20 protein-coding genes, 1 pseudogene and 1 other annotated feature are annotated in these 21,616 nt (G+C 66.4%); of the genes and pseudogenes, 9 read left to right on the top strand and 12 right to left on the bottom strand.

The window, feature by feature from the left end; translation table 11 throughout:
- Positions 1 to 81: 81 nt before the first annotated feature.
- The gene (locus tag AC0LPE_RS22805; RefSeq protein WP_490605302.1) at positions 82 to 1,209 is read right to left on the bottom strand and encodes a DUF418 domain-containing protein; all 1,128 of its coding nucleotides are present in this window, start codon (positions 1,207 to 1,209) and stop codon (positions 82 to 84) included.
- A 172-nt stretch (positions 1,210 to 1,381) separates the two neighbouring features.
- Between AC0LPE_RS22805 and AC0LPE_RS22800 the strand changes: the two genes are divergently transcribed.
- Positions 1,382 to 1,906, top strand: a complete 525-nt coding sequence (locus AC0LPE_RS22800) for a pyridoxamine 5'-phosphate oxidase family protein (protein ID WP_443209907.1) — start codon at positions 1,382 to 1,384, stop codon at positions 1,904 to 1,906.
- A gap of 21 nt (positions 1,907 to 1,927) precedes the next feature.
- Here the strand turns inward: AC0LPE_RS22800 and AC0LPE_RS22795 are convergent, their stop codons facing one another.
- The 7 genes from AC0LPE_RS22795 to AC0LPE_RS22765 all read right to left on the bottom strand — a co-directional run bounded on the left by AC0LPE_RS22795 (position 1,928) and on the right by AC0LPE_RS22765 (position 10,287).
- Positions 1,928 to 3,415 carry a TerD family protein gene (locus AC0LPE_RS22795; RefSeq protein WP_490605301.1) on the bottom strand — a complete coding sequence of 496 codons (1,488 nt, stop codon included), beginning with the start codon at positions 3,413 to 3,415 and terminating at the stop codon, positions 1,928 to 1,930.
- Positions 3,416 to 3,418: 3 nt separating this feature from the next.
- A complete protein-coding gene (locus AC0LPE_RS22790; protein WP_258260086.1) occupies positions 3,419 to 4,684 on the bottom strand; it encodes a TerD family protein in 1,266 nt (421 codons plus the stop codon).
- A 42-nt stretch (positions 4,685 to 4,726) separates the two neighbouring features.
- Entirely contained in the window at positions 4,727 to 5,503 is a 777-nt protein-coding gene (locus AC0LPE_RS22785) for an HAD family hydrolase (protein ID WP_202400426.1), read from the bottom strand.
- A gap of 80 nt (positions 5,504 to 5,583) precedes the next feature.
- Positions 5,584 to 6,690: a cysteine protease StiP family protein gene (locus tag AC0LPE_RS22780; protein ID WP_016692557.1), complete on the bottom strand. Its 1,107-nt coding sequence runs from the start codon at positions 6,688 to 6,690 to the stop codon at positions 5,584 to 5,586.
- Positions 6,687 to 7,982: a phosphoribosyltransferase family protein gene (locus tag AC0LPE_RS22775; protein WP_490605300.1), complete on the bottom strand. Its 1,296-nt coding sequence runs from the start codon at positions 7,980 to 7,982 to the stop codon at positions 6,687 to 6,689. Before AC0LPE_RS22775 ends, AC0LPE_RS22780 begins: the two co-directional genes overlap by 4 nt.
- On the bottom strand, positions 7,979 to 9,136 hold the full coding sequence (locus AC0LPE_RS22770) for an HpcH/HpaI aldolase/citrate lyase family protein (protein WP_490605299.1): 1,158 nt from the start codon (positions 9,134 to 9,136) through the stop codon (positions 7,979 to 7,981). Before AC0LPE_RS22770 ends, AC0LPE_RS22775 begins: the two co-directional genes overlap by 4 nt.
- 29 nt (positions 9,137 to 9,165) lie before the next feature.
- Positions 9,166 to 10,287, bottom strand: coding sequence for a hypothetical protein (locus AC0LPE_RS22765; RefSeq protein ID WP_490606393.1), 1,122 nt, complete (start codon positions 10,285 to 10,287; stop codon positions 9,166 to 9,168).
- Between the two features lie 293 nt (positions 10,288 to 10,580).
- Here AC0LPE_RS22765 and AC0LPE_RS22760 point away from each other — a divergent pair, with 293 nt between their 5' ends.
- The 3 genes from AC0LPE_RS22760 to AC0LPE_RS22750 all read left to right on the top strand — a co-directional run bounded on the left by AC0LPE_RS22760 (position 10,581) and on the right by AC0LPE_RS22750 (position 13,150).
- Positions 10,581 to 11,156, top strand: coding sequence for a TerD family protein (locus tag AC0LPE_RS22760; protein ID WP_016692561.1), 576 nt, complete (start codon positions 10,581 to 10,583; stop codon positions 11,154 to 11,156).
- Between the two features lie 103 nt (positions 11,157 to 11,259).
- On the top strand, positions 11,260 to 12,366 hold the full coding sequence (locus tag AC0LPE_RS22755; protein ID WP_490605298.1) for a DUF475 domain-containing protein: 1,107 nt from the start codon (positions 11,260 to 11,262) through the stop codon (positions 12,364 to 12,366).
- A 124-nt stretch (positions 12,367 to 12,490) separates the two neighbouring features.
- On the top strand, positions 12,491 to 13,150 hold the full coding sequence (locus tag AC0LPE_RS22750; protein ID WP_490605297.1) for a TerD family protein: 660 nt from the start codon (positions 12,491 to 12,493) through the stop codon (positions 13,148 to 13,150).
- A 164-nt stretch (positions 13,151 to 13,314) separates the two neighbouring features.
- On the opposite strand, the gene AC0LPE_RS22745 is transcribed toward AC0LPE_RS22750, so the two are convergent.
- Complete coding sequence (locus tag AC0LPE_RS22745; RefSeq protein WP_145690522.1) at positions 13,315 to 13,743, bottom strand: nitroreductase/quinone reductase family protein; 429 nt, start codon at positions 13,741 to 13,743, stop codon at positions 13,315 to 13,317.
- Positions 13,744 to 13,823: 80 nt separating this feature from the next.
- Entirely contained in the window at positions 13,824 to 14,648 is an 825-nt protein-coding gene (locus tag AC0LPE_RS22740) for a helix-turn-helix domain-containing protein (protein ID WP_490605296.1), read from the bottom strand.
- Positions 14,649 to 14,789: 141 nt separating this feature from the next.
- Here AC0LPE_RS22740 and AC0LPE_RS22735 point away from each other — a divergent pair, with 141 nt between their 5' ends.
- Genes AC0LPE_RS22735 through AC0LPE_RS22725 form a run of 3 tightly spaced genes read left to right on the top strand, consistent with a single transcriptional unit; the run spans position 14,790 to position 17,225 of the window.
- On the top strand, positions 14,790 to 15,521 hold the full coding sequence (locus tag AC0LPE_RS22735; protein WP_016692566.1) for an Atu4866 domain-containing protein: 732 nt from the start codon (positions 14,790 to 14,792) through the stop codon (positions 15,519 to 15,521).
- 22 nt (positions 15,522 to 15,543) lie between these two features.
- On the top strand, positions 15,544 to 16,944 hold the full coding sequence (locus AC0LPE_RS22730; RefSeq protein ID WP_016692567.1) for an amidohydrolase family protein: 1,401 nt from the start codon (positions 15,544 to 15,546) through the stop codon (positions 16,942 to 16,944).
- Positions 16,945 to 16,967: 23 nt separating this feature from the next.
- Entirely contained in the window at positions 16,968 to 17,225 is a 258-nt protein-coding gene (locus AC0LPE_RS22725; protein ID WP_006550703.1) for an Atu4866 domain-containing protein, read from the top strand.
- A 21-nt stretch (positions 17,226 to 17,246) separates the two neighbouring features.
- Here the strand turns inward: AC0LPE_RS22725 and AC0LPE_RS22720 are convergent, their stop codons facing one another.
- Entirely contained in the window at positions 17,247 to 17,981 is a 735-nt protein-coding gene (locus AC0LPE_RS22720) for a nucleotidyltransferase domain-containing protein (RefSeq protein ID WP_490605295.1), read from the bottom strand.
- A 656-nt stretch (positions 17,982 to 18,637) separates the two neighbouring features.
- Here AC0LPE_RS22720 and AC0LPE_RS22715 point away from each other — a divergent pair.
- Entirely contained in the window at positions 18,638 to 19,078 is a 441-nt protein-coding gene (locus tag AC0LPE_RS22715) for a GNAT family N-acetyltransferase (protein ID WP_129978024.1), read from the top strand.
- 428 nt (positions 19,079 to 19,506) lie between these two features.
- Here AC0LPE_RS22715 and AC0LPE_RS22710 read toward each other — a convergent pair whose 3' ends face one another.
- Entirely contained in the window at positions 19,507 to 20,751 is a 1,245-nt protein-coding gene (locus AC0LPE_RS22710; RefSeq protein ID WP_490605294.1) for an IS256 family transposase, read from the bottom strand.
- A 135-nt stretch (positions 20,752 to 20,886) separates the two neighbouring features.
- Here AC0LPE_RS22710 and AC0LPE_RS22705 point away from each other — a divergent pair.
- Positions 20,887 to 21,125 (top strand): annotated as a pseudogene (locus tag AC0LPE_RS22705) (IS3 family transposase); the annotation flags it as partial.
- Positions 20,955 to 21,086 (top strand) — a sequence feature (AL1L pseudoknot). Its footprint overlaps the pseudogene before it by 132 nt.
- Positions 21,126 to 21,616: the final 491 nt, after the last annotated feature.

Here is a 21,616-nt window from a genome sequence, read left to right as displayed (position 1 = left end):
GTCGAACATATCGCCGTACTCACCGGTGAGGGCGTCGAATCCGTGACCGAGCGGTAGACCCCCACGAGGCAACCCGACACGTCAGCGACGTTCCGTCAGCCGCTCGTAGGACACCCGCCACACCCATTCGACCGGTCCCTGGCGGAATCGGCCGAGCCACCAACGGGATCCGACGACCATCACCGCTCCCACCGCGATGTACACCGCGATCGTGAACGGGACCCGCATGGCGGGGTCCACGGTCTTCGCCAGACCGAATCCCCAGTCGTAACAGAGCACCGACGCGACGATGTTCTGCAGGATGTAGCAACTCAGCGCGGTCCGCCCGATGCGTTCACAGGCGGTGCCGACCGTGCCGGTGGTGGACCTGCCGATGTAGAAGTGGGCGATCCACGCCAGCAGGCCGAGCGCGACGAACGGGGCGATGCCGTAGCGCGCTGCGAATACACCTGCGGCACCGCCGAACAGACCCACGGCGAGGTCGAGCGGTGCTGCGATCGCCCCGACCACCATCAGCCGCCGGCGCAGCACCGCACCTCTGCTGTCGAACAGCCCGGAGGAATACAGTGCGGCGCCGGTCAGGAACAGCGCGACCGTCATCGGGATCACGAAGATCACCTCGGCGCGGAACGCAGCGGCGTTGTCCACGCGGAAGACGATCATGTCCCACCAGGTGGCGGTGGTCAGCTCGGGGGTCTCCGCATTCGGCGGTGAACTGGCGAGCGCCACGACGAGCGCGGTCACGGCCAGCGCGTGAACAGCGACGGCCGTACCCGCGACCCACAGCCGCACACGACGGGAGGAGATCACGAGCCCGCACACGAGCATGGACGTCAGCGCATACCCCATGAGGATGTCGAACTCGGCGACGAGCAGGTAGTGCACCACCCCGTCGACGAAGAGCAGGGTGGCGCGTACCCGGTAACCGCCGGGCCACGGCCGCCCCGCTCGCTGAGCGGACGCCGCCTGCACGGCCAGGCCGATCCCGAACATCAGGGTGAGCAACCCGAGGAACTTTCCCTGCGCGAGTTGCATGAGGATGCGTTGCGGCCACGGATCGGTGCCGATCGAGGCGAGATATCCGACGATCCCGGCGGGGTCGGTGAAGATCCAGACATTGGCGGCGAAGGTGCCGAGGATGGCGATCCCCCGGGCCACGTCGAGGGCGAGGATACGTTGCTGTCGCGTCGTCGGATCGGTGACCGTCATGATCCTCACCATGCGATGCGGCGGGGTCGGCGCGCGTCGGCCGACCGGGGGATGGCGGGTCCTCCATGCGGGTGACCCGCGTTCGGTGATCTCCCCGAGAGCAGACATCGGCGAGGAGAACAGAGCAGGAACTGTCGGGTCCCGTGAGCCTCGGTGATGTGAACATGGAGCCGTGCACGAAACCCCCACCGAGCTCGCCGACCTCCAGGTGCTCCTCGATACGTCGCTGTCCCGGTCCACATCCCACCTGAGGTCGATCGTCGACGCGTCGCGGACCCTCACGGCCGAGCAGCTCGTCGAGGTGCTCACGGGCATGTGCGTCCTCTCGCTGGCGACGGTCACCGCCGGCGGGGAACCGCGCATCAGTGCTGTGGACGGACATTTCCTGCACGGCAGGTGGTACTTCGGCACGGCCCGCAACGCCGCCAAGGCCCGGCATCTCGCCGCGCGTCCCGCGGTCAGCGCGGCGCACATGCGCGGGGAGGACCTCGGAGTGTTCACACACGGGCGCGTGGAGATTCTCAACCCGCGCGGCGGTGAGCCCGCCGACGACTGGCCCGAACTGCTCGCCTACTTGCAGTCGTTCTACGGCGGGGACGCCTTCGACTGGGACGAGGAGGTGATCTACTACCGCCTGGATCCGCATTGGATGACCGTGTACGCGCCCGATGCCACGACACTCGTCGATCGGCGCTGATCCCTCTGTGCGAGGGGACGATCAGTCCGGAAGCGAACTCCCACCCAGCGCGCCGCGCAGATGCTCGGTCTCGGCGGGCAGGCTGTCGGGAACGAACGTCCATCGGCCTCCCGTCCACGGATCGGCCAGCTCACCGTCGACGGGAAGCTTCTGCGCCTCGTCCCACAGGATCTCCGCGACCCGATCGTCCGGGGGATCTCCCGCCAGAACGACGGAGACCCGACCGTCACTGCCGGTACGCGTGATCCGGACGATCTCGAGCAGGTCGTCGTGGTCGTAGCCGTAGGGGAATCCGGCGAGGACCAGCAACACGGGTGATGCGGTGTCCGCGTCGACCTGCCGGGCGAGCGCGTCGAGGTCCGCCGCGTCGGCCAGCCCTCGCAGCTTGGCGGGGACCTGCAACCGGTCGTGGACGGACGGTCCGGCGAGGCGCCCTGCGGTGAGCGTTTCGAGTGCGGGCAGCGTCCGCCCGGGATCGACGAGGTGCAACAGGGTGTCGGGCCGGGCCGTGAGCAGCCGCACGACCACGGACGACACGACGGGACCGAGTTCGGCCGGATCACCGTCGATCCACAACGGTCGCGTGAGCGGCGCCGGCAGACACAGGGGGATGCGCAGCGGACCCAGATCGGGCGCCGTCACCTCACCCACCCGCACGCCGTCGCTCGGCAGGTGCAGGTGCATCCAGGCCGGGGAGATCCACGATGCGAGTGCGGGCGGCAACGTCGCGTCGACGGTGAGCAGCTCGGCGGCGAGCACCGCACTGTCGTCGCGGTAGCGGGCCTCGGCGACACCGACGAGCTCGTCGTAGCGCTGCTGCGCACGTGCCCGGGCACGGTCGGCCTCGGGACCCATACGGCGGGCGGGATCGGCCACCGCTGCCGAGAGTTCGTCGTCGAAGCGGTGCTGGGCGAACTCCACACTCGACGTGTACGCCGCGGCCGACCGGGCCGCGTCCTCGAAGATCCGCCACAGCACCTCGAGAGGGGACAGGCCGATGACCGGACCAGGTCCGGGGGCGGCCACCTTCTCCGCGTCGGAGGGTGACTCGACATCCACTCCGTGCGCGGTGAACATCTCGGCGAGTCCACCGGCGTATCCCTGGCCGAGGGCGCGGATCTTCCATTCGTCGTGACGACGGTAGATCTCCCAGCACAGCAGCGCCGTCTCGGTACCGACCGCCGGTTCCACGTGAAACGACGCGAGGACGGTGCCCGCCGCGTCGGACAGTGAGGTCGACACCGCTGCGGGTCGCTCGCAGCCGACCGCGCACAGCACGCGTGCACCGGGACGGACCGAGTCGACGTCGACGACGATCACCTCGCCCTCGAGTCGAACGCCGGGCGTGCCGGGCTGGTTGTAGAACACGACGTCGTCGGAGGACGCCACCTGCAGGCCGTCGTCCACGACGAACGCGCACACGTCCAGCGGGACGGATGCGGTCGCCGTGAAACGGACCGTGCGGGTCGGCAGCGGGGCGTTGCGTCCCGCTGTGAAGAGCTCGCCCACCGGTCAGACGGCCAGGAACCGGCCCAGTTGCGGCGCGGCCTCACCGGGATGCTTCGCCTGCATGCCCTCGCCGATGGCCTGCAGCTTCCATTCGCTGCCCTGGCGGTAGACCTTCGCCATGACCATGCCCGTGAACGGCATGCCGCCCTGCAGCGTGTAGCGGGCGAGTTCGGTGTCGATCGTGCCGTCGACGAGGCGGCAGAACGCGTTCTGCACCTGCTCGAAGGTGTGGCCCTTGTAGGAGGTCACGATGAACATCACCGTCGTGACATGGGCGGGGACCCGCGTGAGGTCGACGAGCATCACCTCGTCGTCGCCCTCACCGGCGCCGGTGAGGTTGTCGCCCTGGTGCTGGATCGAGCCGTCCTTCGACTGCAACTGGCCGTAGTACACGACGTCGGCGATCTGGTTGTCGGCGAACATCACGGCCGAGGCGTCGAGGTCGATGTCGGCGGAACGGTTGCCGAACAGGCCGCGCTTCTCCACCGGGTCCCAGCCGAGCCCCATGCGCAGGAAGGTCAGCGCGACGCCGCCGTCCTTGCGGAGGGTGACCTTCTGGCCCTTCACCAGGCTCACCGGGCGGTTCTTCGTGAGGCTGATCTCCGCGGGCTGTGCCGGAGATGCCGGCTGTGCCGGATACGCCGGGGGCGGGGTCTGCTGCACCGGCGGAGGCGGAGTCTGCTGCACGGGCGGAGCCGGAGCGGGCGTGGGAGCGACGGGCTGAGGTGCGGCGGGCTGGGGTGCGACGGCAGGCTGGGCGGGTGCGTCGTCGACGCTGACACCGTGATCGGTCACCAGCGCCGCGAAACCGCCCGCATATCCCTGGCCTACAGCGCGGACCTTCCACGCGCCCTGGCGCCGGTACAGCTCCAGCGCGATCACGATGGATTCGGTGCTCAGTCCGTCGATCCGGTACTCGTACAACACCGTTCCCGCACTGTCGGACACGCGCGCGGTGGGCGGTGCGAACCGGCCGAAGTTGCTCGACGCGTCGTCGAGGGTGATCACGGCACGTACCTGATCGATGTCGGCGGGAACCTGCGCGAGCGACACGGCGAGCGAGGCCGCCTGCCCGGGCGCACCGGGTACGAGACGCACGCCCGGCCCGGTGGGCTGGTTGAAGAACACGAAGTCGGCGTCGGAGCGCACCTTGCCGTCGGCCTTGACGAGCAGTGCGGACAGATCGGCGGGCGTGGTCAGCTCGAGCGAGACGACGACGTCGGACGCGGTGAGCGGTCCGTTCTGACCCTTGGAGAGCGGAGTCGGCAAGAGATGTGTCCTCACTGTGTCGGTGACCGGGCAACCTCTACTCTACGAAGCGACCGGAAGACGAGCGGAACGGGCGAACCAGGCGAGGATCTCCTCCCCGGCCGTGACGCCCGCGGCGTCGGTCACCGAGACGCTCGGGTGACGCCAGTCCATCAGTTCGAGTTCGCCGTGGCGAGGCCGGATCGCGGCGTCGGCGGCCTTCAGCATCTCCGCATCGAGCGCACCGTCGCCCGCAGCGAAGACCGGGGCGTCGTCGGCGAGCACTCCGCGGTCGCGGAGCCGCCGGTGCACCTCGGCCACCGCGCGGCTCTTGCACACGCTGTTCGGCATCGTGTAGATCTTCCGGCCCTGCTGCGAGGCGTTCCAGCCGCGCGTCGAACACCACTCGTGCCAGTCGTCGAGGAATCCCGCCGGTTGCGCTGCGACGTCGACGACGAGATAGCAGAACAACTCGTCGGCGATGCGGAACTTCGACATCCAGTCCTCGGAGATGCGGCGACGCAGTTCGGTCGTCACCTCGTCGAGGCTCGCGCCCTCCTCGCGTACCGCTGCTTCCACAGTCCTGCGCCAGTGCGGGTCGATGTGCCCGTCCTCGAGGATCGACCCACCGTTGCTCGCGATGGCATACCGCCACGGACCGCCGGGCAGTTCGATGCGGCGGAACTGTTCGGGTGTGCGCGTGGTCGTCGGCACCATCGCGACCTCGTCGGCGAGGGAGCGAAGTTGTTGTGCCGCAGTATCGGTGACGTACGACAGCGGTGCGCCCTCGTAGTACTCGACGCACAGCAGATCCTGCGTGTCGAACTGGTCGCCGGTCATCGCCGCGCGCGAATAGATGAGGGTGCGGTCGAGATCGGTGGCGACCAGTGCGGGCGCAGTGCCGGTCGCGGATGGGGCATTCACGGCAGGTCCTTGATCAGTCCCATGCAGGAGTAGGCCAGGTCGGGGACCTCCTCCACGGGAACGTCGCGGGCGGCCGCGAGCATCCGGATGTGGGCGTGCTCGTCGGCGGTGATGTCGCGTACCAACACCTTCCAGGGGACGCGGCGCAGCAACACGCGCGTGGTCTCTCCGACACCGGGTTTGACGAAGTTGACGCTCGAGATGCCGTACTGCGCCCGCACCCGTTCGACGGACTCCCAGCCGGCCCAGGTGGGGGTGCGGTCGGATTCGAGCACCGCCTGCGCAGCCGCCGCGACGTCGCCGCACGTGTCGAACTCCGCGGTGACGGTGTCCAGCAGATGGTTCGACACGTCGTCCGCGGCCAGCTCGGCGTAGAACTTGGCGCCGTGGAACTCCCCGGGGCCGATCAGGCTGTCGTTGAGGACCGTTCGCGAGACCAGCCCGGAAACGGTGGAGTTCAGGCAGGCCGAGGCGATGAGGAAGTCGTCGCGCGTGCCGTAGGTGCGGACGCAGTGGCCCGGATCGGCGAGGACCGCGAGGTCGTCCGACAGGACAGGACCGCCTCGCGCGGTGTATTCGGCGAGTGCAGCGGACAGTTCACGCGCGATCGCGCCCTTACCCGTCCAGCCGTCGACGAAGACGACCGAAGCGGGATCGTGCCGCGCGGTGATGTGGTCGAGAGCGGCGGAGTCGATTCCGCGACCGCGGACGATCGACACGGCGTAGTGCGGCAGCGTCAGGCCGTGGTGGTGCAGTGCCCACCGGCGGATCAGGATGCCGATCGGGGTGCCCGCCCGCGCGAGCGACACGAGTGTCAGGTCGGTTCCGCGTTCGGCGAGGAGCAGTTCGGTGACCGTGCCCACCGCGTGCGCCAACCGGCCCGCTGTGCCGGCCAGTGCCTTGTCGAACAGCTCGCGGTAGGCGGCGTCGGGCTGGTACTCGATCGGCAGGGACTCCGCGTAGTGCGCGAGACCCGCCTGGATCCGTGCCTCCCGCTCGGCGATATCACCCTCGAGGTCGGCGTGGGAGAGATCCTTGAGCAGCCACGTCACCTCGTCGGGTGCGTAGGAGCCGAACTCGGGTCCGGTCAGTGGCACGGTCATACGGTCTCCCTGTGGGTGCGCAGCACCGCCGGATCGGTGGCGGGCACGATCACGACGAGGACGTCCTCGCCGGCAGAGGTGAGCACGTCGAGAACACCTCCCGGTGCGCGCAGACGATCGGTGTCGGCGGGCGAGTCGACGACGAGGATCAGCTCGGCGCGCACCTCGGTCGGCGTGGGCCACTGCGCGTTGTAGAGGAAACGCGGCACCTCGTTCTCGAACTCGCTGTCGATGTGTTCGGGTGCGATGAAACGGAATCCGCGGCGCAAGGGATATCCGTCGACGTCCATCACGTGGACGGGGGAGCGCGTCGTGGTCTGGAATCGGGCGGGGGTGCCGCGGTCGACGAGTGCCTCGGCGAGTCGTAGCGGCAGGTACATCAGTTCCTCGTGTCCGACGACGACGGTGGGTCGCTCGCCGTCGCGCGCGTCCGCGATCGTGTCGGCGAGCGTCGACAGAGCCGCGTCGAAGGCCGCCGCGTCGGTGCGCAGCATCCCGTGGCGCCCACCGTCGGGCACATGGGACGGCCACGCCGCGTGGAGGAACCGGACGTCGCCGCGTCGATCGCCCATCGGATTGAGGAGGGGGTCGGGCAACGCCGCGACCCGCGCGACGAGATCGTCTGGGACGACGGATCGCCCGGCGGCCAGGCTCACGTGCTCGATGCTCGTGCCGAGTTCCGCCGCGACCTCAGCAGTCCGGCGCCGATCCTGTTCCGACCGCATGTCGACGAGTGAGGCGAGGACGTAACGATCACGCGGATGATCGCGGTGCAGCGCACGGATGGCGTCGAGTGCCGTTGCTCCCGTGGAGATCTCGTCGTCGACGAGGACGAGCGGCGCGGCGTTGGCGAACAGTGCGCCGGAGGTCGGCTGGAGCAGGTGGAAGGTCGCGTGCGAGTGCCCCTCCTCGAATCCGGTGAGCACCTCTGCTCCGGGGACCTGACGTCGCGTCGAGTGCAGGTAGCACGCGGCCTCGAGGGCGTCGGCCACGCAGTGACCGAGACCCGTTGCCGTTTCGGCGAATCCCATGACGACGGCGTCGGATGCCGCGTCACCGAGGAGATCGGCGACGAGTCGGCCGAGCCGGTGACCGGCACCGCGCACCGCGGCCGGTTCGGTGGGGATGTGCTTGCCGAGGACCGTGGAGACGAGCAGGTGCGCGCGTCGTGGATTGCGCCGCAGCCCCGGCCGGACGAGCTCGGGAACCGTGTAACCGCACGACGACTCCACATGTTCGAGAGCGAATCCGAGCTCTGCGGTGGCCCAGGGGATATCGAGGATGTCGGTCATCGGTCCACCAGCGCAGTCAGCAGGTCGACGAAGGTGATCCCCTTACGGGTGACACCGAACACCGACGCGCGCAACAGGGTCTGCTCGGCCCACGTGCGGTGGGGTCGTCGTTCGTTCATCTTGTTCCCGTATCCCGAGGCCTGCACACCACCGGTGTCGCGATCGAGGATGTCGGTCGCATCGTGGAACTCCTCATGCGTCACGGCCGACAGAGCGTGCACCGCAGCGACATGCGACGGATGGATGACGGTCTTGCCCTGGATACCGTTGGCGCGGTCGAGGGCGATCTCGCGCAGCAGACCGTCGAGGTCGCGGCTGACGAGCTGCTGACGGAACAGCACGGCGTCCTGCTCCTCGAAGGGCGTCGAGCGCAGCATCGGGCGGAACATGCGTTCGTGATCGGCGAAGTACTCCCAGACGGGACCGGTGATGACGAAACCCGTTCCATCGGTACGTCCGAGGTGGTTGACGACGTCGGCGATCACGTCGACGACGACCCGCACGTCGTAGATCGTCAGGTCGCGGTCGCGCCGGATACCGAAGGTCGCGCACATGTCGGTCGCGCCGATCCGGACGGCGAGGACGCGGTCACGATGCTCGGCGAGAATGCCGGAGATCGCACGCAATTCACCGTCGCGGGTCTCGCGGTGGACGACCTCGGCCGACTCGATGACGGGCATCGCGTAGAGGTGACGGTCGAGCAATATCGACGCCGCGGCCACGGCCTCGAGGAAGGCGGGGCCGGTGTGGGCGGTGAACTTCGGCACCACGAATCCGGTCAGCACGGCCTTGCCGGCGCCGAGCATCGACGCGATCCGTCCGACACCGTCGGCGGTGCGGACACGGACGAACAACATCATCGGCGACGGTCCGCGTTCGGCGAGCGCATCGAGTGTCGCGACGGCGTTCTGCAGGCCCTGCTCGACCTCGTCGTCGGCGACGGCGTCCTCGAGGTCGAGCACCATCGACGTCACACCCTCGGCCGCACGCTTCGTGATGGTCGCGACGAGATCGCCGCGCGTCGCGGGTACGTAGAGCGTGGCGCCGAGAGCGGTCGCCAGGCGGTCGCGATCGTCGCTGTGCCCGAACGGCTCGGGACGGTGCAGGAACAACTCCTCCATCGTTGCGCCGTCGAGATGCCGAAAGTGCTGCATGGCGCGCACTTCGGTAATCGTGGCCCCCCTCATGCGTTCTCGGTCCGTCCTCTCATCCGATCGACCACTCCTGCGATGAAGGTAGACACCGCATCCAAATCTCTGACGTAGGCCCAGTAGTCGGGGTGCACACCGGTGAGTGCGTCGACGGCCCTGTCGATCCGGCTCAACTGCGAGTCGAGAACGGAACCCCATTCTGCGGTGAGACCGCGTTGCACGGCCAGGTGTTGTGCGTCACGGAGGCGGAACCGCACCTCGTCGACCTTGGCCCCCGGATTCTGCCGGACGGAACGCAGCGTAGCGAGTCGTGCGGTCACGGCGTCGACGAGTTCCTCGGCGCGTGACAGTTCGGCGCGGATCGCCGCGACCAGCTCGAGGGCTTCCTCGGGGCGGCCGTCCTTCGCCGCCGCCCGAGCACGTCCGAGCTGGTCCTCCGCGCGAGCGAGCAGTTCGGCGGCCTGTTTCTCGTTCCCGGACAGGTCGGCGGAACTGGCCGCATTGAACTCGCGCAGCAGCGCGGAGAAGGCCGGAGCGAGCCCTTCCGTGCGGGTCCGGACCGCTCCGATCCTGGTGGTGACCGAGGCGAGGGCGCGAGCGGCCTCGTCGCGGCGCCCCGGTGCTGCGGCGAGGGCGTCGAGCAGAGCAGTGGTCGCCTCTTCGACTCGGAGGGCCGCTGTGCGGGTCGCGCCCACGCTGTGCGCTGCATCGAGGCTGTTCAGGGCCTTCTCGAGCGCTTCGGTGGCGGATCGGACCGACGGATAGTTCGCAAAGGCAACAAAATCCGGGGTCTGCGTCGCGGCGAGGGTGTTGCGCGCTTCGGTGCGCATCCGGTGCGCGAGCTCGGGCACGGTGTTCGCCACGGCCGTTATGTGCTCGAGGTGACCCCGGTTGTTTCCGAAGAATTCATCAAGTGTTCGTGTTGCTTCGGTTATCTGCCGCAGTGCCTGCTCGTAGGCCGGGGCGGGTGCGAGCGGTTGTTCCGGATCCGTCACTGCCAGTTGGAGATACGTCTCACCGGCGCGATAACACGCCTGCCGGATGGGATCCCACTGACGGAGCAGGTGCCGTTCGGGTTCGAGCTCGTACGAGGCGGCCACACCGGCCTCGATGACGGACTGGCGCTTGTCCATGTCGAGGAACGCCGCGACCATCGCATCGTGTGCACGACGAGCCGCGGGATCTTCCGTGTTTCCCCCGCCGAACAGGCGGCGCGTCCATCGGCTCGCCACAGAACCGAATGGTACTGGGCGCACGTCCACCGGGCGGATCCGTCACCTTTCCGCCGGTCGGAACTGTGGTTCGTGCGGGTCACGGAAGTGGTCCGCGGGACCGGGCATAGTGGATATGGGCGTACCCCACGCCAACAACTAGTGTGGGGAGAAACGCACACCGGGCGTGCCCCAGACCGGTACGTCGACCGTTGGAACGATCGAAAGGACCCCGCATGGGCGTCAGCTTGACCAAGGGCGGAAACGTCTCCCTCACCAAGGAAGCTCCGAACCTGACGGCAGTGTCCGTCGGCCTGGGCTGGGACGTTCGCACCACCACCGGCACCGACTTCGACCTCGATGCCAGCGCCATCGCCACCGGGGCCGACAAGAAGGTCGTCTCCGACCAGCACTTCGTCTTCTTCAACAACCTCAAGTCGCCCGACGGTGCCATCGAGCACGCCGGCGACAACCGCACCGGTGAGGGCGAAGGCGACGACGAGGTCATCAACGTCGACCTCGCCGCCACCCCGGCGAACATCGAGAGCATCTTCTTCCCGGTCTCGATCTACGATGCCGATTCCCGCAGCCAGTCGTTCGGACAGGTCCGCAACGCGTACATCCGCGTCGTCGACCGCGCGAGCGGCAACGAACTCGCTCGTTACGACCTGTCCGAGGACGCCTCGACCGAGACCGCCATGGTCTTCGGCGAGCTGTACCGCAACGGTGCGGAGTGGAAGTTCCGCGCCATCGGCCAGGGCTACGCGTCCGGCCTCGCGGGTATCGCCCGCGACTACGGCGTCAACGTCTAGTTCGTTTCTTCGGGTTCCGGCTTCGGTCGCAGTGCCGAAGCCGGAACCGATGTGCAGTAACCACCCTGCAACGCCCTGATTCCGATTAGAAAGGCCACGCTTCGTGGTTCTGCGAATATTCGGTCCGTCGATGGCCGTCACCGTCATATCTCTCGTGGTGGCGTTCCTCTACGGCGGCCCGCAAGCTCTCTTCCTCTGCGTGATCCTCGGCATCCTCGAGGTTTCGCTGTCGTTCGACAACGCGGTCATCAACGCGACCGTGCTGCGCCGGATGAGCGAGTTCTGGCAGAGGATCTTCCTCACCGTCGGCATCCTCATCGCCGTCTTCGGTATGCGTCTGGTGTTCCCGCTCGCGATCGTGTGGATCGCGTCCGGGCTCGGCCCCATCGCGGCACTCGACCTCGCGTTGAATCCGCCGCCGGACGGAGCCGCCTACTTCCCGGACGGCAGCCCCAGCTACGAGACCCTGATCACCGACGCGCATCCGCAGATCGCAGCCTTCGGCGGCATGTTCCTGCTGATGCTCTTCCTGCACTTCATCCTCGAAGATCGCGAGATCAAGTGGCTCGAATGGCTCGAGCGTCCTCTTGCGAAGGCCGGCAAGCTCGAGCAGCTCGAGGTCGTCGTCGCCACCGCGCTGCTGCTCATCACGGCTACCGTCATCGCGCCCGACGACAAGGTCTCGACCGTCATGATCGCCGGCGCGCTCGGCATGATCACCTACATCGCGGTCAACGGGCTCGGCGAGATGTTCCACGTCCCGGAGGAGGGCGAGGAGCCCGAGGGCGGACCGAGCGGTCTCGCGAAGGCCACCGGTAAGGCAGGCTTCTTCCTGTTCCTCTACCTGGAGGTGCTCGACGCGTCGTTCTCGTTCGACGGTGTCATCGGCGCCTTCGCCATCACGTCCGACCCGATCATCATCGCCCTGGGTCTCGGCTTCATCGGCGCGATGTTCGTCCGCTCGATCACCATCTTCCTGGTGCGCAAGGGCACGCTGTCCGACTACGTGTACCTCGAGCACGGTGCTCACTGGGCCATCGGTGCGCTGGCACTGATCCTGCTGTACTCGATCGGCACCCACGTGCCGGAGGTCATCACCGGCCTCGTCGGTGTCGCCCTGATCGGTGCGGCATTCGCCTCGAGCATCTACCGCAACCGCAAGATCGCGGCGAGGGAAGGCGAAGATGCTGTGAAGGCCAGCATCCCCTGATCCTCGACGGTTCGAACCACATGCCGATGGGAGCCCTCGATCCGACATCTCGGATCGGGGGCTCCCATCGCTTTTCCGTACCCCGTGCGCAACCGCGCGCAGCCACTCCGACGAAAGGCTCGACATGGCCATCGACTACAACAAGAAGCCCGAGCAGAACGCCGGCGGCGTCAACCTCAGCAAGATCAACCTCACCAAGGAATCTCCCACCGTCAGCCTGTCGAAGGCCGGGTCCGGGCAGGGTGTCACGCGGGTGAACCTCAACTGGTCGCGCGGTGAGCAGAAGAAGGGCTTCCTCTCGAAGCTCATGGGCGCGAGCGGTGGGGTGGACCTCGACCTCGGCTGCCTGTTCGAACTCGCCGACGGATCCAAGGGTGTCATCCAGGCGCTCGGGAACAGCTTCGGGGCGCTGAACACCCCGCCGTACATCCACCTCGACGGCGACGACCGCACCGGCTCGAACACCGGCGGCGAGAACATGCACGTCAACCTCGAGCGCCCCGAACTGTTCAAGCGGGTGTTGATCTTCGCGATGATCTACGAGGGTGCCCCGAACTGGGCTGCCGTGGACGGCATCGTCACGCTGACCCCGCCGTCGGGTCCGCAGATCGAGGTGCGTCTGGATTCGCCGAACAACGGCGCACGTATCTGCGCGATCGCGATGCTGCAGAATACCGGGCAGGGCATCACCGTCGAGCGACTGGTGCAGTACATCGACGGCAGCCAGTCCGACCTCGACCGCGCGTTCGGGTGGGGCATGCAGTGGCAGGCGGGGCGTAAGTAGGCCTACCCCAGAAGTCGTCCCGGCCCGGTGGCCGGTCACGGGAGATCCCGTCGGCGCGTGCCGGCGGGATCTCGGTGGTTCCGACCCCGCTCAGCGGGGTCGAAGACACCGAAGTGTGTGCGTCCGGTTCTCTCGGGCGGGATGTCGATGGTCGAACCGGAATGTCAGTTTCGGTGGAGAGCGAGGACCGGAATGGTGCGTTTCCCGCGCGCCTTCACCTCGTATTCGGCGAAGCCGGGGTAGCGGCGAGCCTGCTCGGCATAGATACGGTCGCGCTCGGCGCCGGTGATCTCTTCTACCGTGACCTCGAAGGTCTCGGTGCCGATCTCGACCTCCGCTCGACCGGCGGTGGTGAGGTTGTAGTACCAGGCCGGGTGGGAAGGTGCACCCCCTTTGCTCGCGAAGACGTACACGGTCGCGGCGTCCTCCGCGTCCGGCAGATACAGCGTCGGAGTCACCGTCTCGCGACCGCTCTTGCGACCCCGATGATGCACGAGCGCCATGGGCGCACCCTCGAAGTTGCCGCCGACCCGGCCTCCGTTGGCCCGGAACTCGGCGATCACCTGCGCATTCCAGTCGTCGGACGAACTCATGGGAGAAATCCTCCTGGCTACTGCAGTCGGCTACGAACCACCGTAATCATGTAGAGGACCACGGGGTCCGGAACGAGGAATCACGAGCGGTCGGTGGTCGCCGCCAGGGATCCCAACAGCCGAAGTTTGTCGTCACTGGGCGAGCCGGCGGAGGCCCGGTACACGATCAACTGATGTCCAGGTGCGCTGCGAACGTCGAATGCGTTGTATTCGAGGACGAGATCGCCGACGGCAGGATGCCGGAACTCCTTGGCCTCGTGTGTTTTGCCCCGCACATCGTGCCGATTCCACAGTTCGCGGAACTCCGCACTCGCATCGTGCACCTCGAGAACGAGGGCACGAACGTCGTCGACCGAGCCGGTGTGGCCCAGAGCGAGCCGGAGATTCGCGACGCACGACGTCGTGGCGCGCTCCCAATCGGTGAAGAAGCGGCGCCCGAAGGGATCGAGGAAGGTCATGCGCACGAGATTGTCGATGCGCTCGAAGCCGCTGTAGAGCGCACCGGCGAGCTCGTTGTACGCGAGAACATCCAACCGGCGGTCGATGATGAGCGCGGGTGTGTGCGACCAGGATGAGAGAAGCTCCCGAAGCGAATCGTCCACGGTCTTCCGCACCGGAGTGGGCGGTGTCGGAGCCAGTCCCGCGAGACGGAACAGGTGCTCGCGCAGGTCGGTGTCGAGAGCCAGTGCGCCGGCGAGGGCGTTGAGAACCGCCGGAGACGGATTCCGTTCGCGACCCTGTTCGAGTCGCGTGTAGTAGTCGACGCTGACACCGGCGAGCATGGCAACTTCCTCGCGACGCAGACCGGAGACCCGCCGCCCCGACTGCGCCGTGATGCCGACATCCGACGGCTGCACGTGCCCGCGTCGCGCCTTGAAGAAGGTTCCGAGTTCGGTGGAGGCCATGAGACGACGCTAGCTCCCCGGATGCGGTACAGACAGGCCCTGGTGCACCCAGGCACACACCGGCCTGTTCCGGCCGCCCATCCGCCCCGACAGTGGAACTCGCCGGATCTCCCGGCAACCCGATCCTCATCTGGAGTACACATGACCATCCCCTTCACTCCCGAATTGTTCGAACTCATCCGCGAGAACGCCGGCGGGCATCGTCCGCTCCTGTTCGGCAATGCCCGGATCATCACCGGCGACTCCCTGATCGGCGATTTCGACCGCGGCGACGTCCTGCTCGGTGGCTCTCGTGTGGTCGGTATCGGCCCCGGCCTGTTGACCGCTGCCGACGACGACGGTGCCATCGTCATCGATTGCGCCGGGTACGTCATCGTGCCCGCAATCGTCGACGTCATGCGGCTCCGTGGGTTGCGTCCGACTTCCTTCCGGTCACCATCCGCGCTTGCACCCGGCAATCCGGCAACCTTCGCGATCCTGCCCGTTTCTCGCGACGACTCGGAAACAGATGTGCTGCAACGATTCATCGATGATGCCGACGCCGCGCACACGGTCGTCGTCGACGGTGAGATCGCCCTCTGGGGCGGTCGATCGGTCCACGCCGACGACCCGACGGAGACCCCGACCGCCACGGACGTGGCATCGGACCGTCATCTCGGAACTTGGATCGACGAAACGGATTTCGTGCACCAGCACCTGACCGCGGACGGTCGCTACGACGAGACCCGCGGTGGACGCCCGCATGCATATCAGGGCTCCTATCGGATCACCGGCGACCGCATCGACTACCGCGACGACCTCGGATTCTGGGCATTCGGCGAATTCGTCGACGGCACCCTGCAGCACGCCGGTTACACCTTCCACCGCGCCTGACACTCATCGGAAAGCCACCACAATGAAGACAACTCTCGCCGATTTCACCGCGGCCCACGACAGCGACCGTCCGATCCTGCTGACCGGCGGCGCCGTCGTCACCATGGACCCCTCGATCCCGGACCTCGATGCCGGCGACGTCCTGCTCGTCGGCTCGCAGATCATCGCGATCGGCGCCGACCTACGCTCCGATCCCGGGCACGGTGCCGCAGCAGCCTCGGCACTCGTGGTCGACACCCGCGGCGCGATCGTCGGCCCCGGTTTCGTCGACACCCACCGTCACGCCTGGGAAGCGCAACTGCGCCGGAGCATTCCCGACGTTTCCGACCTCGGCGAATATGTCATGTCGACCCTGGCCGGCGTCGCCCCGAACTACGCACCGGAGGACATGTACATCGGTACCCGTCTCGCCGCGCTGACCGCGCTCGACTCGGGCATCACCACCATGCTCGACTTCTCGCACAACTCCCGCACTTCCGCGCACTCCGATGCTGCACTGAATGCGCTCATCGACACCGGAATTCGGGGCGTGCATGCCTCGATGGGTCCTCACTTCGGTGAGTGGGATCGTCAATGGCCCAAGGATATGAACCGGTTGGTGAGCGACTTCCACGGCGCCGCAGACGGTCTCGTCACGGTGCGGCTGGCCGCCCTGGCGACCGACGAGATCGCCGGACCTGCGATCGCCTACGGGCCCGAACTCGCTGCTTTCGCACGTGATCTCGGTGTGTGGACGAGCATCGACGCGGTTTTCGGGATACCGTCGTCGGAGGCGATCCTGCGCTGGGCACGGATGGGGATCCTCGATCCGACCCTCACCTTGATCCATGCGACCGGCCTGACCCCCGAGGCATGGACGGCGATGGGGGATGCCGGTGTCACGGTTTCCCTCGCCCCGACCTCCGACGCCCAGATCGGCCTCGAATCGGCGGTGCCCGCTGTGGACGAGGCTCTCGCCGTGGGGATCCGGCCGGGTCTGAGCATCGACGTGGAGGTCGCGCTCGCGAGCGACATGTTCACCCAGATGCGGACCCTGCATGCCATCCAACGCATGCGCGCCACCAATGCTGCATACGGAACGGAGGAGACCCGCAACCGGATCACCACCCGCGACGTCCTCGACTTCGCCACCCTGCAAGGCGCGCATGCCAACGCGCTCGGGCACGTCACCGGTTCGCTGACACCGGGCAAGGAGGCCGACCTGCTCATCGTCCGCGCCGACGACATCAACAACATGCCGCTCAACGACGCCGTCGGCACCCTCGTGCTCGGCTCCGACGCACGCAACATCGACACCGTCCTCGTCGCCGGCAACCCGCGCAAGTGGGCGGGTTCGCTGGTCGGCGAGGACATCGACGCCCTGCGCGAGGCCGTGATCCGTTCCCGCAACGCCATCATCGGGCGGGTGGCGGCGACACTGTGACGACCTCCAGGGAAGTGAAGGACATGAAACAAGCCGGGCACCCGTTCGTCGGACTGTGGGTGACCGCCGACGGTAACATCCGCCAGCGTCTCCTGCCGGAGGGGCGATACGTCGAGGCCCGCGGCAGCCGGGAAGCTGCCTACACCGGTGACTACCGGATCGAAGGAACGATGATCTATTACCGTGACGACACCGGCTTTTCCGCCGACGGTGAGTTCCGCGACGACGTGCTGTACCACGCGGGAATGGTCATGTATCGGCACCTGAGAGCGCGGCAGTAGGAGTGCCGATCCGGACGATGGTCATGCGGGCCGTTCGGTCGCAGCCAGGAGCTCGTGCAGCACGCCTTCCTGGAAAGTCCATGCTTGCCGACCTGAAGGCGGAAGCTCACCGGAGCGTGCTGCGATGGACTGTTCGATCGCCTCGACCGGCTGGTAGCCGGTCCCGAGTAACCGTCGGCCGGCGTCGATCTTGGACAGCCACTTCCCGTAGCGATGTCGAACCAGCGCGCGACAGGCTCCGAGGACCGCGTCGTCGGCTCCGGGTGCGGGCCGGTCATCGGCTGGGCCGGGCAGCGCCATCCACCAGCGCAGCGAGTCGACCAATAGGCTCTGTAGTTCCTCCGGTGCCAGCTCGGCGAATGTCTCCGGGGCCGGCGGTCCCGCCAACACCCGGCCGCTCTGGTGCAGGATGCTGCGGTCCAGTCCGTACCAGAACGTCCCGTCGATTGCAGGGCGGTCTGTGGGCTGAAGTGTCTGCCGAAAGGCCATGTCCGGCCCGTCGTTCAACTCGAGCTCGAAGCCCGGTTCTCCGGTGCCCGACTGCGCCGTAGCCATGGTGTAGACCACCAGTTCCAGGCCCCGGGCCGGACATGGTAGGGCGCTGTGCCGCAGCCGAGCGATCAACTCCCGCTTCATCGTTTCGCTCAGGGGGTCGCGGCAGAGCAGGGCGATGTCGATGTCGCTGCGGCCGGGATGGAAGGCGTTCAGGGCGAGCGACCCGGCCGCGTACGCCCCGACGAACTCCGCACCGAGCACCTCCCGGGCAGTGTCCAGGACGGCTTCGAGAAAGGCGGGGTCGGCGTACGCGAGGCGTTCAGCAGGGTCATAGGCACGCCCGGGCTGGTTGGCGTACTTCTTCTCGGATGGCTTACTCCCTGCTTCGCCATAAGCGTGGAAGCACTGGCTGCACCCTACGTTGCTTCGATTGGGCGCGATCCAGCGCTCCTCTCGTTAATCATTGCCGCTAGCGGGGCAGGGATGGTCCTTGGCGATATCGTTGCATCACGGTGGTTGTCGACCGAAACCCGCGTTCGATTGATATTCCCGGCAGCTATTTTATTTTCCGGTGCGCCAATCATCTTCTTCACGCAACCAAACCTCGAATTAACCATCGCGATCGTCTTCATCGCAGGTTTTGGAATTATGTGCTTGCCGGGATTAGATGTACTAACGATACGCCTTGCTCCGCCTACTGTACGAGGATCGGTACTTAGCGTCCAATTTCTAATATTCCTTGGAATTCAAGGAGTGGCTGCGTTAGTTTGGGGATTGCTCAGCTCAGTGATGCCCCCGTACGTAGCTCTGTCTCTGATAGGAGCGCTCGGTATAGTCGCGACGGTGGGGGTGTACATGACAGCGATCCGAGGCACCGTAAGCCTAGGAACACCTGATGGAAAGTCGATAGTTCAGTCATGAGCATAGTGATAGACACCCAGCTGTCGGAAGCGGAACTTTCGCGTATCCTCGATTTCCTCCTTGAGGACGCCTATTGGAATAGGTGGCGCTCGCGAGATCAAATTCGATTCCAATTCGATAGGGCCTGGAAAGTCTACGTTGCGCGAGCGTCGGATTCGGGACAGCTGATCGGCGCCGTCCGAGTGTCCTCGGACGGCGTCAGCTACGGATACATCGCAGACGGGTTCGTCTTTCCGGAGCATCGCGGTACAGGCATCGGAAGCGCAATACTCGAATACCTATTGTCGGATGCCGACGCAGGGGATTTCCGATGGATGCTGCATACAGCGGACGCGCAGCCTCTCTATTCCCGATTTGGTTTTGTCGCTTACGGCCCGACATACATGGAGCGCCCGAGCAAACACGCTCAGCCGACCGATCAGATCGTGCTGGAATGACGTGAAGCCACAGCTCATACAGGGTCAAGCAACGATGTCGATTGCGTGGTGTGGCCAGTCATCGACTCCGGATTTCACGGTGTCCCGCACGAACGCACTACGAACGGTCCTGGGTGAGGTGGGGGCTCCTGGTCCAACAAGGAGAATGCTGGTATGCCCGCGCCGAGGAAGTAGGACGCGGAGACTCAGAAACGTGCGGTCCGGATGTATCGGGACCGGATCGCCGAACACGGAGGCGCGAAGACTGCAGCCCGTCGCCATGTCGGCGAGCTGCTCGACATCGCGCTGGCGACACTGCGGAACTGGACCGAAGCCACAGAGCGAAAGGATTCCCCGACCGTCGCGACGCCGGACAGCGATGCCGACCTCGACGAGGGGTCAAGTCCCGTGAGGTGGTGTGCGAGGTCGTCGCGTGATTCCTCGTCGGGTTATGCGGTCAAGGCGGGCGTCACCTCCTCGACAGGCTCAGCGGCGGTCCGAGCGGACCTGTCGCTGCGAGAGCGGGCGAGGACGTCGAGTCCGAGATAGCGTCGCCCTTCGATCCACTCGTCGTGCTGCTCGGCGAGCACCGCTCCGACCAGTCGGATCAGTGCGGTCCGGTCGGGGAAGATCCCGACGACGTCGGTGCGGCGTCGGATCTCCTTGTTCAGCCGCTCCTGCGGGTTGTTGGACCAGATCTGCCGCCAGATCTGCTTCGGAAACGCGGTGAACGCCAACAGGTCCGTTCGCGCTGCGTCGAGATGCTCCGCGACCTTGGGTAGTTTCGATTCGAGAGCGTCGATCACCCGGTCATATTGCGCGTGAACGGAATCGGCGTCGGGTTGGTCGTAGACCGAATGCAGCAGCGTCTTCACCCAAGGCCACGACGTTTTCGGGGTCACCGCCATGAGATTGGTCGAATAGTGCGTTCGGCATCGTTGCCACGACGCGCCGGGCAGGGTCGCGCCGATCGCGGACACCAGACCGGCGTGGGCGTCGGAGGTCACCAACTGCACCCCGGACAGGCCTCGGGCGACCAGCCCGCGGAAAAAGCTCAGCCAGCCGGCGCCGTCCTCGGCGGAGGTGACCTCGACACCCAGGATCTCGCGGTAGCCCTCGGCATTGACGCCGACCGCGACCAGGGTGTGGACGTTGACCACTCGACCGTTCTCCCGGACTTTGAGCACCAGGGCGTCGGCGGCGACGAACGTGTAGGGACCGGCATCGAGTGGCCGGTTCCGGAACGCCTCGACCTGCTCGTCCAACTCTTTCGCCATGACGCTGACCTGCGACTTCGACAATGAGGTGATGCCGAGGGTGTCGACGAGTTTTTCCATCCGGCGGGTGGAGACCCCGAGCAGATAGCAGGTTGCCACCACCGAGGTCAGGGCTCGTTCGGCGCGTTTGCGCCGCTGCAGCAGCCAGTCCGGAAAGTACGAACCCTGCCGCAACTTGGGGATCGACACATCGAGGGTGCCGACCCGGGTATCGAAGTCCCGATGCCGGTAGCCATTGCGGACGTTGACGCGTTCGTCGGAGCGTTGGCCGTAGTCGGCTCCGCACAACACGTCGGCTTCGGCGTTCATCAGGGCGTCGATGAACATCGACAGCAACTCGCGCAGCAGATCAGGGCTGGCGCCGGTGAGTCGGTCTTCGACAAGCCGGCGCAGGTCGATATCGTGGGCAGTGGTCATCGCGTGGTCCTGTCTCGAGTGACTTTGGTCGGTCTCTTCGAGAATCACGCGGTGGCCGTCTTTCGTTCGGTTACGACACGCCCGCAGGGTCATTCAGCTGCGGTTCGTACACCATCTTCATGGACGCAACCCGACGAGGTGCGCCGACTGCGTAAAGAGAACGCCGATTTACGTAGGGCCAATGAGATTTTGAAGACTGCGAGTGCATTTTTCGCGGCGGCGGAGGTTGACCGCCGACTGCGGTGATCGTCGACTATACCGACGCCCACCGGGAGCGTTTCGGGGTCGACCTGATCTGTGCCGTGCTCACCGAGCACGGCATCAGCATCGCCCCGTCCACATACGCCAAGGCCAAGGCCCGCGGACGGATCTCCTGAGTTGGCTCACGTATTCGACATGAGTGACGGCTCACGTCTGTGACCTGCTGGTTCTCGTCGCGAGCGAGCTGATTTTCACGCACTGATATGGACGTCGATTTGTCAAGAATGCAGGGTAAGGCGGCGCCGGGGACCGTCGTCGCGGGGCGCCGCCTCTGGGGTCCGGCTGATTTTCGGGTGGTGGCGAGCGTGTCGGTTTCGACGCGTGGTCACCCTGATATGCGCGGGTTAGGTACCGCAGGACGTTATTCGGCTGGGGAGTAGGCTCGCTCGTCTAATGTCGAGCGTGATCCACCGTGAGGGGTTGGATTGCTCATAGTGCGCGGATCACTCCCTGGCGCTGCCGCCACCGACCCGGATGATTCAGTCGGACGTGTCGAGGTTCCCCCGTGCGGGCCCGGTCCGTGCTCCGTCGGTCGTCGACCACGGAGTGGAGGCAAGGTGGAGTCCCCGCAGCGCAGCGAGGAGAACCGACCTTGCCGACCGAC

The organism is Rhodococcus sp. S3 (assembly GCF_058211795.1).
The sequence above is the reverse complement of the archived record's forward strand: the minus strand, read 5'-3'. Positions and strand labels throughout refer to the sequence as shown.